Raw genomic sequence first — 15,208 nt, 5'->3', positions numbered from 1 at the left:
CTTCAGTCGCCGCAACCCCGGCCTGAGCGGCCGGGTTATATCTCCAGCAGAGTACCGCTCAGGCCCAGGGGCGCTGTTCGGCGTTCTTCTTCTCGAACGAGGCGATGGCGCCGGCCTTCTCCATGGTCAGGCCGATATCGTCGAGGCCGTTCAAGAGGCAGTGGCGCTTGAAGTCGTCGAGGTCGAAGCTGACCACGCCGCCGTCCGGGCCACGGATTTCCTTGGCTTCGAGATCGACCGACAGCGTGGCGTTGGAGCCGCGCGAGGCATCGTCCATCAGCTTCTCGAGATCCTCGGGGCTGACGGTGATCGGCAGCACGCCGTTCTTGAAGCAGTTGTTGTAGAAGATATCGGCGAACGAGGTCGAGATGACGCAACGGATGCCGAAATCGAGCAGCGCCCACGGCGCGTGCTCGCGCGACGAGCCGCAACCGAAATTGTCGCCGGCGACCAGGATCTGCGCTTTGCGGTAGGCCGGCTTGTTGAGCACGAAATCCGGATTTTCCGAACCGTCGTCCTTGTAGCGCATTTCGGCGAATAGGCCGGTGCCAAGCCCGGTGCGCTTGATCGTCTTGAGATAATCCTTCGGGATGATCATGTCGGTGTCGACATTGACGATCGGCATCGGCGCGGCGACGCCGGTGAGCTTGGTGAATTTTTCCATGGCTTTGGCCCGTTTTTTCGTTGCGGGGGGAATTTGCTGAGGCACGGTTTACACAAAGCCGCGGGCAAATAAAAGGCAATCGTTTATATGAGGAAGCCACACGCCGGCCGCGCAAAAAACAGCTTCGAATTGGCCGCCCGATGATGCAGTCTGGCGGACATGGCTCAAAACCCCCTCGTCCTGTACGCGCGCGAAGCAGCGCTCGACATCGCCGAATTCCGCCGTGTGCTGGTGGAATCCGGCCTCGGCGAGACGCGGCCCGTCGATGACGACGCGCGCCTGCAGGCGATGCTTTCAGGCGCCAACCTGGTGCTGACCGCTCGTCTCGACGTGGAGGGCAAGCCGCTGATCGGCGTCGTCAGGGCCGTCACCGATTTCTCCTGGGTCTGTTACATATCGGAGCTCGCCGTCTCCCGATCGGCGCAGGGTCTCGGCATCGGCAAGGGCCTGATGGACGAGGCACGGCGGCAGCTCGGCCCCTCCGTCGCCATCAGCCTGATTTCGATGCCCGACGCCTTCGGCTTCTACGAGCGCATCGGCATGAAGCGCATGCCCGATGCCTTCTGGTTCGGCCGGAGGGGCTGACTTTTTCTCCAGTGGCTACTGGCTGGCAGGGCTACAGAATTAAAAAACGCTGCGCAGCGGTCCTTCGCGCGCCCCTCCTGGTCTGCCGGCGTCAAATCACGTTCAATTCCCGGAACGCCCTTCCTTCTGCAACCCGGCCATAGCCGAACGCCGCGCAATCCACCGTCCGGTAACTGCCATGCACGATGAGTTCAGCCAGCGCCTTGCCGACCGCCGGCGCCTGCTGCAGCCCGTGACCCGAAAACCCATTGGCGAAGATGAAATTCCCGACCTCGGGATGCGGGCCGATCACCGCGTTCTGGTCGAGCGTGTTGTAGTCGTAGTGGCCGGCCCAGGCGCGGGTCGCCTTGATCGCCTCGAAGGCCGGAATGCGGGTCGCCAGCACCGGCCAGATCACCTCTTCGAACAGCGGCCAGTCGACCTCGAAATCGCCGGGCGCGGCCGGGCCGTCGCCCTCTTCGGGTTCGGCGCCGCCGGTGAGGTAGACCGAGCCTTCCGGGCGCACATAAATGCCGGAGGGATCGACCAGCAGCGGCATGTCGGCATATTTCTCGCGCGCCTCGAAAACGAAGACGTTGCGCTTGCGCGGCTCGACCGGCAGCTCGAGCCGCGCAAGAGCCGCGACCTTGCCGGCATTCGGCCCGGCGGCGTTGACGACGATGCCGGCTTCCAGCGCCTGGCCATTGTCGAGGCTGACGCCGGTGACGCGGTTGCCGTCGCGCGCGATGCCGGTGACATCGGCGGTGATGAAATCGATCTTCTTGTCGCGCAACGCCTTGCGGAACAGCGTCAGCATCGCATGCGCATCGAACCAACCTTCGCCGGTGCGGCCATAGGCGCCGGCGGAAATGCCTTCGGTCGACAGCCAGGCGAAGCGCCGCGTCAGCTGCTCGGCGTCCTCCAACACGATGTCGGCGCCCTCGGCGATCTGCGCCTCGTGATTGGCCTTCAGGATCGGCAGCCCGGCTTCCCCGGCAAGGATGAGATAACCGCCCTCGCGGAAACCGATATCCGCATCGGTGCCGAACTCTTCCTTCAGCCGCCGGAACAGTTTCAGCGTGAACTGCGACAGCCGGATGTTTTCCGGGATCGAGAATTGCTGCCGGATAGAGGCCATGGACAGCGTCGTTGCCGCCTGCGCGAATTGCGGATCGCGCTCGATCAGCGCGATCGAGCCGGAAAACCCTTCCTCGCGCAGGTAATAGGCGATGGAGGACCCGACGATGGCCCCGCCGATGATGACGATGTCGTAGCGCACGCTTTATGCCTCTCCAAGCCTAGAGCATGATCCCGAAAAGTGGCCGCCGGTTTTCGGAAAGATCATGCTCACTCTCATACTACCGGCAGAATGATCTCGAAGCGCGTGCCGGGCTCGCTGTCAACCAGCCGGATCATGCCATCATGCGCTTTCAGGAGGGCCAGCACGATGCCGAGGCCCATGCCGGTGCCGCCGGTAGAGCGCCGCGTGGTGAAGAACGGTTCGAAGATGCGTGCCCGGTTGCTCGGCGAAATGCCGGCGCCATCATCGCCGACCAGCACCGTCGCCTTGCCGCCGGCGCTTGCAGCGATGATCGAAACCTGTGTCGCGCCGTGCCGGGCCGAATTGTCGATGAGATTGCCCAGCACGATCGCCGCGTTCTCCGCCGATATGCGCAAGGCCAGGTCGCCGCCGGCCTCGACGCGAACCGCCAGCCTGGTGTCGACCGGGAGCAGGGCGAGCGCTGCATCGATCGAGGTGCTTTGGCCGCTGGGCGCGAGGTTTTCCGCCCGTGCCAGGTCGAGCAGCCGCCGCACCAGCAGGTTGAGCCGACCGGCATCGGTGACGATATTGTCGGAAAAGCGCCGGCGCTCGGCATCGTCCATCGCCGAGCCGGAATCGCGCAGCAGCTCGGCCGCGCCCTGGATCGCCGTCAGCGGCGATTTGAGCTCGTGCGAGACATGGGTGGCGAAAGTCTGGATCGAGTCCGATCGCGCCTGCAGCTTTTCAGCCATGTCGAGGAAGGCTGCAGAAAGCTCGGCCATCTCGTATGTGCCGTGGTGGTCGAGCGGCCGGATCGCGTCGCGGTCACCCGCGGCGATGCGCTCGGTGCGGTCGATCAGCGCATAGATCGGCCGGCTGACGGTGCGCAGGAAGACCAGGCCGATGAGCAGCGTGCCACCGAGGATGGCGATCGCCGCCAGGGTCACCTTGCCGCGCTCGCCATAGAGATGCTTGACGATGTTGTTGGGCGTCCGCGACACATAGACCACGCCGGCGACCTTGCCGTCGACGGCCACCGGCAAAGCGACGAAGACACGCACCTTGGTGCCGCGACTGACCGAATAGAGGGGCGGCGTCGGCTGGTCGGGAATGCGCAGCCGGAGCGCGCTGGCATAGCGGCCACCGAGCGCGGTGCGCACCTCCTCGACCTCGCCGAGCGACTGCCCGACCTCGCCGCGCCCGGCAATGACGACGCCCCGGGGGTCGAGCAGCCGGAAACCGGCCAGCGTGGTTTTCTGCGTGGCGTCGAGAATGCCGGACAGGCGCGTTCCGATCGCGGCGAAGGCGGGATCGGCGATTGCGGGCGTCGCCGCCGGCCGGGTCGGAAGCACATAATCCGAGGCGAGATCGAGGCGCGGCTCGATCGGCCGGTAGGGGCCGTCGGGATTGTTGCTTCGGCTTGAGATCCCATTTGCCCCAGGTGTCGGCGCGCCAAGCTTTTCCGGCGCGATGCCGGCGTCGCGAACGTCCTGCGCGTAGATGGCGGCGATGGCCGCACCTTGCGCGATCAGTTCCGCCTCGGTCTGGCGGATCAGCTGGTTCTCGTAGAGGCGGAAGAAGAACAGGCCGACCAGCGGCAGCGCCATCACCATGACCAGGATAGCGACGACGACGGTGGCAAGCCGTGGCCGCCATTTGCGGCCGATCCATTTGCGCGAACTGGTCAGCCGCATCGGCCGAGCCGGAAGCCGACGCCGTGCACCGTCTCGATGGCATCAAGGCAACCCGCCGCCGCCAGCTTGGCGCGGATGTTGCGGATATGGCTGTCGACGGTGCGATCGGCGACATGGACCTTGCCGGCATAGGCATTGGCCATCACCGCGTCGCGGTCGAGCACATGCGCCGGCCGCGCCAGAAACCCTTTCAGGATCGAGAATTCTATACCCGTCAGCGACAGCGGCTTGCCATCGAAGGCGGCGCCGTGGCTGGCCGGCACCAGAATAAGCTTGCCATGCGCGAACTGCCTGTCGTCGGCCGGTTCGGGCGCCATCGGCCGGGCGCGCCGCAGGATGACGTTGACGCGGGCGACCAGCTCGCGCGGGGAAAACGGCTTCGTTACATAATCGTCGCCGCCCATTTCGAGACCGAGGATGCGGTCGATCTCCTCGTCTCGCGCCGACAGGAACAGCACCGGCACATCGGATGTGTGCCTGAGCCGCCGGCAGACCTCCAGCCCGTCCATCTCCGGCATGCCGATGTCGAGCACGACCAGGTCAGGTGTGTGCCGTTCGATCGCCTGCAGGGCGGCCGCGCCGTCGGAAACGGCAGCCGTCTTCATGCCGGCCTTTTCCAGGGCGAAGCAAATCACCTCGCGGATATGCGGGTCATCGTCGGCGACGAGGATGTGATGCGGCATGGATCAGCGGTCCGGCGCGGTAGGTTGCGAGGGCTGAGGAAGCACGAGCGACCCCTTGCTGTCGAGATCGCGCAGCAGGCGCCAGTCTCGAAAGCTCCAGGCCCGCCAGTTGTTCTGGACGCTGCGATACCAGCTTTCGTCGCTGTCGCGCACACGCTCCAGCTCGCGGACAGCGCCGGCGGCAGGCGTCTTGTCCTGGTGATCGAAGAACCGGTCGAGCGCCGGAAACGCGCCCGGGCCGAGCGAGCGCAGATACCAGGCGTCGAGGGGAATGCCCTGGCCGGTCATTTCAAGGGAATGGTCGACATTGTAATTGGCGATCGTTGCCGCGAAGTTGATGAAGCAACAGCCATAAAGCGCCAGGGATAACGTCAGAAGATTGGCGGAGAACAGCCATTCGTTGGATTTTTGCAGTGCGATGCGGGCGATGATCAGCGCAAGGCCCGCCGCCACCAGCCCCATCCAGACGAAAGCCCCGATACGCCAGTAGGTCAGCGCATAGATGCCGACATAGAGATCGAGCCGCAGGATCGACGAGATCACCAGCATGATGTTCTGCGCCACCCAGGCATAGACCAGCCGGCGAACGACCGGATCGGCCGAGGTCGCGCTGCCGGGCCTGAGCGCTACCAGGACGAATCCGGCGGCAAGCAGCGCGGTGGCAACAAGCGGATAGGCGCCGCGATGCGCATAGGCGGCGTAGCTTAGGCCGTCGGGAAGGCCCACCCCGCCCCACAGATAGGTGGCGTCGAGCCCGGTCTGCAGCGCGAACAGCACGTTGAAGACGATCAGCGCGCGCAGGATGGCCGCCTTGCCGAAAACGATATCCTCGATGACGTGAACTTGCGGATTGGTCGCCGGTTGAGCAGCCGGGACATGGTTTTGCCGGGAGGCGCGCCGACGAAATCGCGGCAGGCGTGGCCGCAAAAAGGCCCAGACGCCGGCGAGCACGAGCAGCCAGAAGGCAATGCGCGCCAGCTGGATGAGATCGAGCAGCTTCAGAAGGTCGATCAGCGACAGCCAGTAGCCGATGACCGGATTGGCGGCGCCGAACAGCGCCAGGAAGACGGCGCCCAGCGTCAACGGCATCACCCAGACGGCGATCGCCGCCAGCCGGACGCGGCGCCGGCCGAACCGGCGCGCTGTCCCGCGCCAGCGGATGAAATCGCCAACGAACCGAAACGGCGCCGTTAGCCAAAACAGGGCGATCTGCCGGGCAATGCGGGTGGGGCCGTGCCGCAGGCGCCCGCTCAGCGAAAGCGCGAACACGACAAGGGCCGCAAGCGCGATCGAGACGGACAAGGCGCTGGCATTTTCGGCGAGCGGGAGCAGCGCGACCAGCAGCGCGGCGGGCTTCAGCCAGACTCTGCTATCGCTGAAGGCCGCGGGATGCACGGCCACGACCGCGGCGGCGATCAGGATGGCGAACAGCAAAACCGTGATGCCGACTGGCTGGCGGTAGAACAGGAAATCCGCCAGCACGACCAGCAGCACGGCAATGCCGAAGCGGCTGCAATAGCTTGGTGCCGCTGTGAAGAACGACGTCATGAACCGACCTTCCTGGCAGCATCTGGCCTGGCAGCTTCTGGCCTGATCGCATCCGGCCGCATTGGCGGCGGGCTCTTGCGGACAAAGGGAATGAGCATGGCGGTGGGACCCGCCCGTGGCGGATCGGCCAGCCACCAGCACTCACTGCGCAACCGGTAGGGCAGACGGGGAGTTGCTCGCTTTTGCATGCCGCCTGTCTCGCAGACCGACGGGGAAACCGTGCGGCGGATGCAAGGAGGTTTCCCGCAGTCGCGTGCAGTTTTCGTGCAGGGACGAGGAGGGCGGCTTCTACCTCCCCCTTGTGGGGAGGTCGGACCGAAGGTCCGGGTGGGGTCTGGCGCCGCACCCCCACCCCGCTGCTTCGCAGCGACCCTCCTCACAAGGGGGAGGGTGAAACGCTGCCCTGCGCGCTTGCCTCCACCAGCCACACGCGGCATAGATCGGACATGGATATCTATCGCCCGCGCCGTTCGGTGCTCTACGTCCCGGCCTCCAATGACAAGGCGCTGGCCAAGATCGCGCAGCTTTCGTGCGATGCCGTCATCATCGACCTGGAGGATGCCTCGTCGCCGGCCGACAAGATCGCCGCGCGCGGGAAGTTGGCGAAGATCTTCGCCGATGCCGATCGCCGCTGCGAGATGATCGTCCGCATCAATGCGCTGTCCAGCGAATGGGGCGCCGATGACCTGCTGGCCGCCGCAAGCTGCGAACCCGACGGCATTCTCTTGCCCAAGGTCGATGCGCCGCGCGACCTGCTCGAGGCCGGCGATATGCTCGACGACATTTTTGCCCCCGATAGCGTAAAACTGTGGGCGATGATCGAGACGCCCAAAGCGCTGCTCAACATCGGCGCGATCGCCGAACTTGGCCGCGATCCGGCCTCACGCCTTGATTGTCTCGTTGCCGGAACGAATGACCTGGTCAAGGACACCGGCGTGCTGGCGATACCCGATCGCCGCTACCTCGTGCCCTGGCTGATGCAGATGGTGTTGGCCGCGCGCGCCGGCGGCCTCGACATGCTCGACGGCGTCGCCAATGATTTTCGTGACCTCGACGCTTTCACCCGCGAATGCACGGAATCCGCCGCCATGGGGTTCGACGGCAAGACCCTCATCCACCCGGCCCAGATCGAAGCCGCCAACCGCGCCTTCGTGCCGTCAACGCAAGCGGTGGCCGAGGCGCGCGCGGTGAAGGACGCCTTCTCGCTCGCCGAAAATGCCGGCAAGGCCGTGATCGCGCTGAATGGCAGGATGGTCGAGCGGCTGCACCTGACGCAGGCTGAAAAACTGCTGGCGAAGGCCGCCGCCATCGGCGCATGATATCGGCCCTATGCTCGCGGGCTATGGGTATTCACGACAGGACTGGAAAATGAAACTCTATCGCTTTCTGACGGCCCCCGACGATGCCAGCTTCTGCCACAAGGTGACGGCGGCGCTGAACAAGGGCTGGCACCTGTTCGGCTCGCCGACCTACGCCTTTGACAAGAAGGCCAAGACCATGCGCTGCGGCCAGGCCGTGGTGAAGGACGTCGAGGGCCAGGAATATGGGCCGGATACCAAGCTCAGCGACTGGTAGATTTTGCCAAGCGGCGAGGCCCTTCTCTCTCTTCGTCATCCTAGGGCGTAGCAAGGAGCGAAGCGACGCGGCGCAGACCCTAGGATCCATGCCGTGACATTGGTCGTAGAGTGTGGCGGAGCAGAAATGGCGCTTGCACGCCCACTGACACGGGCTACCCTTCGACCATGACCGGCTACGTCTACATGACCGCGAGCCAAAAGCGCGGCACGATCTACATCGGCGTCACCAACGATCTCGGTCGCCGCGTACCCGAGCACAAGTCTGGCCAAGGCTCAGGCTTCACCGGTCGTTACGGCGTGCAACGCCTTGTCTGGTACGAAGAATTTTTCGACATCGCAGACGCCATCCAGCGCGAAAAGTCGCTGAAGCGCTGGCCGCGCCAATGGAAGATCGAGCTGATCGAAAAGGCCAATCCCGAGTGGTTCGAACTCTTTCGTGGAACAGGCTGGTAGGTTCGCTGTTTCTTGCGCCGCCGGAGCACTGCACCACCGGCACGGCATGGATCCTAGGGTCTGCGCCGCGTCGCTTCGCTCCTTGCTCCGCCCTAGGATGACGAAGGTGGTCCTACTCGGCAGCCTCTTCGATCCGCTCCATATCGTCGTCCGACAGGCCGAAATGGTGGCCGATCTCGTGGATCAGCACGTGGGTGATGATGTCGCCTAGCGTTTCCTCGTTTTCGGCCCAGTAGTCGAGCATGGCGCGGCGATAGAGCGTGATGCGGTTCGGGCCTTCGCCGGTCTGCGGGTTCCAGCGTTCGGCGATGCCGCGTCCCTCGAACAGGCCGAGCAGGTCGAATGGTGTTTCCAGCGACAAATCGTCCATGATCTCGTCGGTCGGGAATTCGGCGATCTGGATGACGATCTCGCCGGTCAGCTTGCGAAACTCCTCCGGCAGATGGGCGTAGGCCTCCAGCGCCAGGAACTCCAACTCCTCCATCGAGGGCGCAAGTTCGCCGTGCCAGGTGCGGGTTTTGTAGATGCGAGCCATGCTTTGTCCTTTGATCCCGGCATATAGGCTTTCGCACCGGAATCGGCAAACGATGCGGCCGGTGCGCCCCGCGCTTGCAGATAGCCAGGAATAAATTCCTTGTGACTCTGCTTGACTCTTCGGACCGCCTCTGGAATCTATTAGAACATAACGGGAACAATTGTGAGTGGAAGCTGACCGTCATGGCGATGACCGCCGTGGCGCGGGAGACTGTTTTTGCCCTGCGCCGCCAGATTGCGAAGATCGAGGGAACGCTGCCCGAGCGCCTGCAGGCGCCGGCCGCCGCGCCCCTTGGTGCTGGCGCCAGCCCCGATCTTGCCTCTAGCATTGATCTCGCAACCAATGCCGATCCCACCTCCAGCCTTGATCTCACGATCATCCGCCGCGGCCTTGCCGCGGCGGCGCCGGATGCCTTCCTGCCGATCGGCGTCGACCGCCTTGATGCTGCCCTGAGCGGCGGCCTGCCGAAAGCCGCGCTCAGCGAAATCCATGGCCTGGAAACCCGCGACGCCGGGGCCGTCGCCGGTTTCGCCCTGTCGCTCACCAGCCTGATCCTCAAGCAGGCGCGGGGGCTGCCCATCTTATGGATCGGCACCACGGAAATCTTCCGCGAGGCCGGCTTTCCCTATGCCAGGGGACTGCACGCTTCGTTCGGCATCGAGCCGGAGCAATTGCTGTTTTCCGAGGCGCCCAGGCTTGTCGATGCGCTGTGGGTCGCCGAGGAGGCCGCCCGGATGACGGCGCTCGCTGCTGTCATCCTGGAAATTCGCGGCAACCCGCAGCGGCTGGACCTGACCGCGACGCGCCGGCTGCATGCGCGGGCGATGAGTGCCGGCCGGCCGGTGTTCCTGTTGCGGCAGGCGGCCGGGCCCGAGCCGACGGCGGCGCCCGTCCGCCTCATCGTCGCGCCGGCGCCGGCGGCGCCGCGCGCCACGGTCGCCGGGCCGCTCGCCGGTTCGATCGGCCGCCCGGCCTTCACCATCACCATCGGCAAGAGCCGCACGGCCCTGCCTGGACAATTCACACTGGAGTGGAACCCCGATGAACGCGGATTCGATGAAAGAGCGGGCGACGAAAGAAGGCGCGAAAGAGACCGGGCAAAGGATCCTGTCCCTGTGGTTTCCCTATCTGGCGGTGGAAAGAATCCTGCGCCAGCGTCTGGGGCGGTCCTGGCGTTCCCGGCCTTCGGATCACCTGACGCCATTTCACCCGCCGCTCGTGATCAGCCACCGCCAAGGGAACGCACAGCGTATCTCGGCCCTCGACGAGCGGGCTGAGGCGCTGCACCTGAAACGCGACATGGGCATTGCCGACGCGCGCGCCATGTACCCGTCGATCGACATCGTCGAGGCCGATCCCGAGGCCGACCGGCGCCTGCTCGAAGGCCTTGCCGACTGGTGCGACCGCTACACCCCGCTGGTGGCGATCGACGGCACCGATGGGCTGTTTCTCGACGTCACTGGCTGCACCCACCTGTTCGGCGGCGAACGCGCCATGCTGGACGACATCCTGTCGCGCTTCTTCCATCAGGGTTTTGCCGTCCGTGCCGGGCTTGCCGCGACACCGGGCGCGGCCTGGGCGGCGGCGCGCTTTTGCGGCGACCGCATCGTCGTGTCAGGCGAGGAGGAGGCCCTGCTCGCGCCCTTGCCGCTGGCCGCACTGCGCATAGCGCCGGAAACCCGCACCAGCCTGGAAAGCGTAGGCCTGCGCACGGCGGGCGCCGTCATGGCGGCACCGCGCGCCCCGCTTGCCCGCCGCTTCGGCGGCTCGCTGCTTTTGCGCCTCGACCAGGCGCTTGGCCGCCTCGACGAGGCGGTCTCGCCGCGCCTTCCCATCGCGCCGCTTTCGGTCGAGCGCCACCTCGCCGAGCCCGTCACCCTGACCGAGGAGATCGAGCGGCTGGTGGGCATGCTGGCGACGACCTTGAAGGCCGATCTCGAGCGCCGCGGCGAGGGTGCCCGGACGCTGGCACTGCTGCTCTTTCGCGTCGACGGCGCCGTCAGCCGCATTGCGCTCGGCACCTCGCGGCCGATGCGCGATCCCCGGCTGATCCAGAAACTCTTCCATGAAAGGCTGGCCGCGCTCGAGCAGCATATCGATGCCGGCTATGGTTTCGACCTGGTGCGGCTTTCCGTGCTGGCGGCCGCCGCCTTCGACATGCAACAGGCCGATCTGACCGGCGAGGTGAACGACGACGGCGCCGACATCGCGCTGTTCGCCGACCGCATTCGCGCCCGGCTCGGCGAAGGTGCTGTCCTGCAGCCGGTCGCTGTGGAAAGCCATCTGCCGGAACGCGCTGTCGCGACCATCCCCTTCACCGAGGCCCCGCGCCGGACCACGCCGCCAAGGAAGCCGGACCGGTTGCAGGCGCCGATGACCATCTTCCCGCCGGAGCGGCCGATCCGGCTGTTCCGCGCGCCCGAGCCGATCGAGGTGCCGGCCACCGAAATGCCTGAGGGACCGCCGCTGAATTTCCGCTGGCGGCGCGCACTCTACCGGGTCACGCGTGCGGAGGGACCGGAACGCATCGCCGCCGAATGGTGGCGCGAGGCGCCAAGCGACGCCGCGGCATCGACACGCGACTATTTCCGCATCGAGGATGCCGACGGCCGCCGCTACTGGCTCTACCGGCAAGGGCTTTACGGCGGCGCCTCGCAGATCCCGCCGCGCTGGTTCATGCACGGGATCTTCGCATGAACGCGCTGACCGCCATCCCCTATGCCGAGTTCGGCATCCAGTCGAATTTCTCCTTCCTGCGCGGCGCTTCCAAGCCGGAAGAGCTGGTGGTCGCGGCCAAGCTGCTGGGCTTCTCCGCGATTGGCCTTGCCGACCGCAACACGGTGGCCGGCGTGGTACGCGCCTGGCAGCAGGCCAAGGTCGAAAAGCTTTCCTATCATCCCGGCTGCCGGCTGGTCTTCTGCGACGGCACGCCGGACATTCTCGCCTATCCCAGGGACCGCACGGGCTGGGGGCATCTGTGCCGCATGCTGACGCAAGCCAACCTGCGTGACGAAACCGAAAAGGGCGCAACGTTGCTTCAGCGCGGCGACCTGCTCGAATGGGGAGACCTGATGTCGCTGGCGGTGCTGCCTGATCCGGTGGCGGGCGCTGAAAACAGTCTCGCCCTCATCCGCCGGTTCAAGGACCGTTTCGGTAAAGCCCTGCGACTGGGCGTCTCGCCCGATTATGCCGGCAATGACCGTTTCCGCATCGAGCAGGCAGCCGCGCTTGCAGAGAGTGCCGGCATCCCGCTGATGGCGACCAACGACGTTCTCTACCACACCGCCGAGCGGCGGCCGCTGCAGGACGTGCTGACCGCGATCCGCCTCAACACGCCGGTCGCCGAGGTTGGGCTGCAGCTCACCGCCAATGCCGAGCGCCATTTGAAGCCGCCGCTGGAGATGGCCCGCCTGTTCCGCCGGCATCCGCAGGCGCTGGCCGAGACCTTGCGGTTCGCGGAAGAGCTGACCTTCTCGCTCAGCGACCTCCAGTACAACTACCCCGACGAGCCGACGGAATCCGGTCTCGGCCCACAGGCGGAGCTTGAGAGACTGGCGCGGGAGGGAGCCGCCAGGCGCTACCCGGCCGGAGTGCCTGCCTTCGTGATCAAGCGCATCGGGGAAGAACTCGCTCTCATCGAGCGCCTCAACTACGCCCGCTATTTCCTCACCGTCCACGACATCGTCAAATACGCCCGCAGCCAGGACATACTGTGCCAGGGCCGTGGTTCGGCCGCCAATTCGATCGTCTGCTTCTGCATCGGCATCACAGAAGTCGGGCCGGACAAGATCGATACGCTGTTCGAACGCTTCATTTCCGAGGAGAGGAACGAGCCGCCCGACATCGACGTCGATTTCGAGCATGAAAAGCGCGAGACCGTCATCCAGTACATCTACGAGAAATACAGCTCCAAGCGCACCGCGCTGGCCGCCGCCGTCATCAGCTATCGCGGCCGCTCGGCGCTGCGCGAAGTGTCGAAGGCGATGGGCCTGTCCGAGGATGTCAGGGCGTCTCTGTCCGGCTCGATCTGGGGCTGGTCGACCTCCGAGCTTGGCGAGAAGGAAGCCCGCGCCGGCGGCCTTGACAGGACCGACCCCGTGTCGAGGCACGTGATGGAACGCGCCAACGAGATCATGGGCTTTCCCCGCCACCTCTCCCAGCATGTCGGCGGTTTCGTCATCACCCGGGACCGGCTCGATGAGATCGTGCCGATCATCAAGACGGCGATGGACGAGCGCAAGATGGTCGAATGGGACAAGGACGATCTCGACGCGGTGAAGATCCTCAAGGTGGACATCCTGGCGCTCGGCATGCTGACCTGCCTGCAACGCGCCTTCACCTTGCTTACGGAGCACTATCCGAAGGCGCGGGATCCGTATGGGCAACCCTATGTGCTGGCCACGCTGCCGCCGGAGGACAAGCAGGTCTACAAAATGATCTGCCGCGCCGACACGATCGGCGTCTTCCAGATCGAATCGCGCGCCCAGATGTCGATGCTGCCCAGGCTCAGGCCACAGAATTTCTACGACCTGGTCATCGAGGTGGCGATCGTGCGGCCCGGCCCGATCCAGGGCGACATGGTCCACCCCTATCTGCGCCGCCGCCAAGGCAAGGAGGAGGCAGAGTATCCCAAGCCGGAGCTGAAAGAGATCCTCGGCAAGACGCTGGGCGTGCCGTTGTTCCAGGAACAGGCGATGAAGATCGCCATCGTCGCCGGCGGCTTCAGGCCGGGCGAGGCCGACGAATTGCGCCGCGCCATGGCCACCTTCAAACGCACCGGCACAATCGGCAATTACCGCCAGCGCATGATCGACGGCATGATGGGCAAGGGCTACACGAAAGACTTCGCCGAACGCTGCTTCAAGCAGATCGAGGGTTTTGGCGAATATGGCTTTCCCGAAAGCCACGCCGCCTCCTTCGCCTTGCTCGTCTATGCCTCTTGCTGGTTCAAGACCTTCTATCCCGACGTGTTCTGCGCCGCGATCCTGAATTCGCAGCCGATGGGCTTCTACCAGCCGGCCCAGCTTGTCCGCGACGCGCGCGACCACGGCGTCGATATCCGCGAGGTCGACGTCAATTTCTCCATCTGGGATTGCACCCTGGAAGAAGCGCCTTTCGACCCGGCCCGCATCCTGCCGCGCCATGCCGAAATGCGCGGTGTCATCGAGACGGCCCACGCCGTGCGGCTTGGCTTCCGGCAGATCAAGGGACTGTCCAAGGAACGCATGGAGCAGTTCGTCGCGCGACGCAGCTCCGGCTACTTGTCCGTCCGCGACGTCTGGCTGCGCTCCGGCCTCGATGTCCACGAGATCGAGCGGCTGGCGCAGGCCGATGCCTTCCGCTCGCTCGGCCTCGATCGCCGTGAAGCCTTGTGGGCGGTGCGCGCGCTGGACGGCAAGAGTGCCGCCGAAAAGCTGCCGCTGTTCGACCAGCCGGCCCTGCGCCTGCGCGAACTCGAACCCGAGACCAAGCTGCCGAAAATGCCGCTCGGCGAGCATGTCATCCACGACTACCGCTCGCTCGGCCTGTCGCTCAAGGCGCATCCGGTGGCCTTCCTGCGCGAACGGCTCGACCGCGCCGGCGTCACGCCCAATGCCAACCTTTCTTCCGTGCGCGACGGCAGGCGGGTCTCCGTCGCCGGCCTCGTGCTGGTGCGCCAGCGCCCCGGCAAGGGCAACGCGATCTTCCTGACGCTGGAGGACGACAAGGCCGTCGCCAACGTCATCTTCTGGGAGAGAACCTTTACCCGCTTCCGCCCCATCGTCATGGGCGCGCGGTTCGTGAAGGTCAGCGGCAAATTGCAATCGGAATCCGGTGTCGTCCACATCGTCGCCGAGAAGATCGAGGACCTGACGCCCTGGCTGACCGTGCTGCTGGAGAAGGTCAGCCAGGCGGGAGCGCCGGACGCTGCTTCTCAGCGGCACGTCTCCAGGCAGGGAACCGATCGCTCCAGCCAACCCGCGATACGCAAAGCACCGGTCGGGCAGGATCTCGCAACGCTATCGGAAGAGGCGGAAAGGGTCATGCCCAAGGGACGCAATTTTCAGTAGGCCCAGCCTCACCTTCGTTACCCACGGCGGAGCAGGAGTGAGAGGCAACCTTGACGTCGGCGGGACAGCGCCCCCCTCTGTCCTGCCGGACATCTCCCCCACTTGGGGGGAGATCGGCAGCTTCGCCAGCCGGCCTGTCTTTCAACGCTGGAGATTGGCGAAAGCGGAGACAGCAGCCA

The 15,208-nt window shown here is 65.4% G+C and carries 13 protein-coding genes; 7 read left to right on the top strand and 6 right to left on the bottom strand.

Features of this window, described 5'->3' with window-relative positions; translation table 11 throughout:
• Positions 1-58: 58 nt before the first annotated feature.
• Positions 59-664 carry a 3-isopropylmalate dehydratase small subunit gene (leuD, locus tag AC0NIH_RS04480; protein ID WP_473460761.1) on the bottom strand — a complete coding sequence of 202 codons (606 nt, stop codon included), beginning with the start codon at positions 662-664 and terminating at the stop codon, positions 59-61.
• 159 nt (positions 665-823) lie between these two features.
• Between leuD and AC0NIH_RS04475 the strand changes: the two genes are divergently transcribed.
• Positions 824-1,249, top strand: a complete 426-nt coding sequence (locus AC0NIH_RS04475) for a GNAT family N-acetyltransferase (RefSeq protein WP_473460759.1) — start codon at positions 824-826, stop codon at positions 1,247-1,249.
• Between the two features lie 91 nt (positions 1,250-1,340).
• On the opposite strand, the gene AC0NIH_RS04470 is transcribed toward AC0NIH_RS04475, so the two are convergent.
• The 4 genes from AC0NIH_RS04470 to AC0NIH_RS04455 all read right to left on the bottom strand — a co-directional run bounded on the left by AC0NIH_RS04470 (position 1,341) and on the right by AC0NIH_RS04455 (position 6,414).
• Positions 1,341-2,507 carry an NAD(P)/FAD-dependent oxidoreductase gene (locus tag AC0NIH_RS04470; protein WP_473460757.1) on the bottom strand — a complete coding sequence of 389 codons (1,167 nt, stop codon included), beginning with the start codon at positions 2,505-2,507 and terminating at the stop codon, positions 1,341-1,343.
• Between the two features lie 74 nt (positions 2,508-2,581).
• On the bottom strand, positions 2,582-4,183 hold the full coding sequence (locus AC0NIH_RS04465) for an ATP-binding protein (RefSeq protein WP_473460755.1): 1,602 nt from the start codon (positions 4,181-4,183) through the stop codon (positions 2,582-2,584).
• Positions 4,174-4,866: a response regulator transcription factor gene (locus tag AC0NIH_RS04460; protein ID WP_473460753.1), complete on the bottom strand. Its 693-nt coding sequence runs from the start codon at positions 4,864-4,866 to the stop codon at positions 4,174-4,176. Before AC0NIH_RS04460 ends, AC0NIH_RS04465 begins: the two co-directional genes overlap by 10 nt.
• Positions 4,867-4,869: 3 nt before the next feature.
• Positions 4,870-6,414 carry a DUF4153 domain-containing protein gene (locus AC0NIH_RS04455; protein ID WP_473460751.1) on the bottom strand — a complete coding sequence of 515 codons (1,545 nt, stop codon included), beginning with the start codon at positions 6,412-6,414 and terminating at the stop codon, positions 4,870-4,872.
• A 446-nt stretch (positions 6,415-6,860) separates the two neighbouring features.
• Here AC0NIH_RS04455 and AC0NIH_RS04450 point away from each other — a divergent pair, with 446 nt between their 5' ends.
• From AC0NIH_RS04450 to AC0NIH_RS04440, 3 genes are all read left to right on the top strand, one after another.
• Positions 6,861-7,733, top strand: coding sequence for an HpcH/HpaI aldolase/citrate lyase family protein (locus AC0NIH_RS04450; protein ID WP_473460749.1), 873 nt, complete (start codon positions 6,861-6,863; stop codon positions 7,731-7,733).
• Between the two features lie 49 nt (positions 7,734-7,782).
• Positions 7,783-7,989, top strand: coding sequence for a DUF1737 domain-containing protein (locus tag AC0NIH_RS04445; protein WP_473460747.1), 207 nt, complete (start codon positions 7,783-7,785; stop codon positions 7,987-7,989).
• A 167-nt stretch (positions 7,990-8,156) separates the two neighbouring features.
• The gene (locus AC0NIH_RS04440) at positions 8,157-8,444 is read left to right on the top strand and encodes a GIY-YIG nuclease family protein (protein WP_023769487.1); all 288 of its coding nucleotides are present in this window, start codon (positions 8,157-8,159) and stop codon (positions 8,442-8,444) included.
• 112 nt (positions 8,445-8,556) lie between these two features.
• Here AC0NIH_RS04440 and AC0NIH_RS04435 read toward each other — a convergent pair whose 3' ends face one another.
• Positions 8,557-8,979, bottom strand: coding sequence for a metallopeptidase family protein (locus AC0NIH_RS04435; RefSeq protein WP_013892171.1), 423 nt, complete (start codon positions 8,977-8,979; stop codon positions 8,557-8,559).
• A gap of 182 nt (positions 8,980-9,161) precedes the next feature.
• Between AC0NIH_RS04435 and AC0NIH_RS04430 the strand changes: the two genes are divergently transcribed.
• From AC0NIH_RS04430 to AC0NIH_RS04420, 3 genes are read left to right on the top strand one after another with little or no spacing between them, the layout of a single operon-like run.
• A complete protein-coding gene (locus tag AC0NIH_RS04430; RefSeq protein WP_473460744.1) occupies positions 9,162-10,256 on the top strand; it encodes an ImuA family protein in 1,095 nt (364 codons plus the stop codon).
• Positions 10,198-11,676 (top strand): DUF6504 family protein, encoded by a 1,479-nt coding sequence (locus tag AC0NIH_RS04425; RefSeq protein WP_473460742.1) that lies wholly within the window; start codon positions 10,198-10,200, stop codon positions 11,674-11,676. The genes AC0NIH_RS04430 and AC0NIH_RS04425 overlap by 59 nt, the downstream gene beginning before the upstream one ends.
• A complete protein-coding gene (locus AC0NIH_RS04420) occupies positions 11,673-15,029 on the top strand; it encodes an error-prone DNA polymerase (protein ID WP_473460740.1) in 3,357 nt (1,118 codons plus the stop codon). Before AC0NIH_RS04425 ends, AC0NIH_RS04420 begins: the two co-directional genes overlap by 4 nt.
• The last annotated feature ends 179 nt before the right edge of the window (positions 15,030-15,208 follow it).

The sequence above is a fragment of the Mesorhizobium sp. WSM1386 genome (assembly GCF_055901595.1).
Note: the sequence above shows the minus strand (reverse complement) of the source record. Positions and strands in the feature narration are given on the sequence as shown.

Coding starts and splice junctions, on each gene's coding strand:
- leuD (WP_473460761.1), bottom strand. CDS start 664: ATGGAAAAATTCACCAAGCTCACCGGCGTCGCCGCGCCGATGCCGATC.
- AC0NIH_RS04475 (WP_473460759.1), top strand. CDS start 824: ATGGCTCAAAACCCCCTCGTCCTGTACGCGCGCGAAGCAGCGCTCGAC.
- AC0NIH_RS04465 (WP_473460755.1), bottom strand. CDS start 4,183: ATGCGGCTGACCAGTTCGCGCAAATGGATCGGCCGCAAATGGCGGCCA.
- AC0NIH_RS04460 (WP_473460753.1), bottom strand. CDS start 4,866: ATGCCGCATCACATCCTCGTCGCCGACGATGACCCGCATATCCGCGAG.
- AC0NIH_RS04455 (WP_473460751.1), bottom strand. CDS start 6,414: ATGACGTCGTTCTTCACAGCGGCACCAAGCTATTGCAGCCGCTTCGGC.
- AC0NIH_RS04450 (WP_473460749.1), top strand. CDS start 6,861: ATGGATATCTATCGCCCGCGCCGTTCGGTGCTCTACGTCCCGGCCTCC.
- AC0NIH_RS04445 (WP_473460747.1), top strand. CDS start 7,783: ATGAAACTCTATCGCTTTCTGACGGCCCCCGACGATGCCAGCTTCTGC.
- AC0NIH_RS04440 (WP_023769487.1), top strand. CDS start 8,157: ATGACCGGCTACGTCTACATGACCGCGAGCCAAAAGCGCGGCACGATC.
- AC0NIH_RS04435 (WP_013892171.1), bottom strand. CDS start 8,979: ATGGCTCGCATCTACAAAACCCGCACCTGGCACGGCGAACTTGCGCCC.
- AC0NIH_RS04430 (WP_473460744.1), top strand. CDS start 9,162: ATGGCGATGACCGCCGTGGCGCGGGAGACTGTTTTTGCCCTGCGCCGC.
- AC0NIH_RS04420 (WP_473460740.1), top strand. CDS start 11,673: ATGAACGCGCTGACCGCCATCCCCTATGCCGAGTTCGGCATCCAGTCG.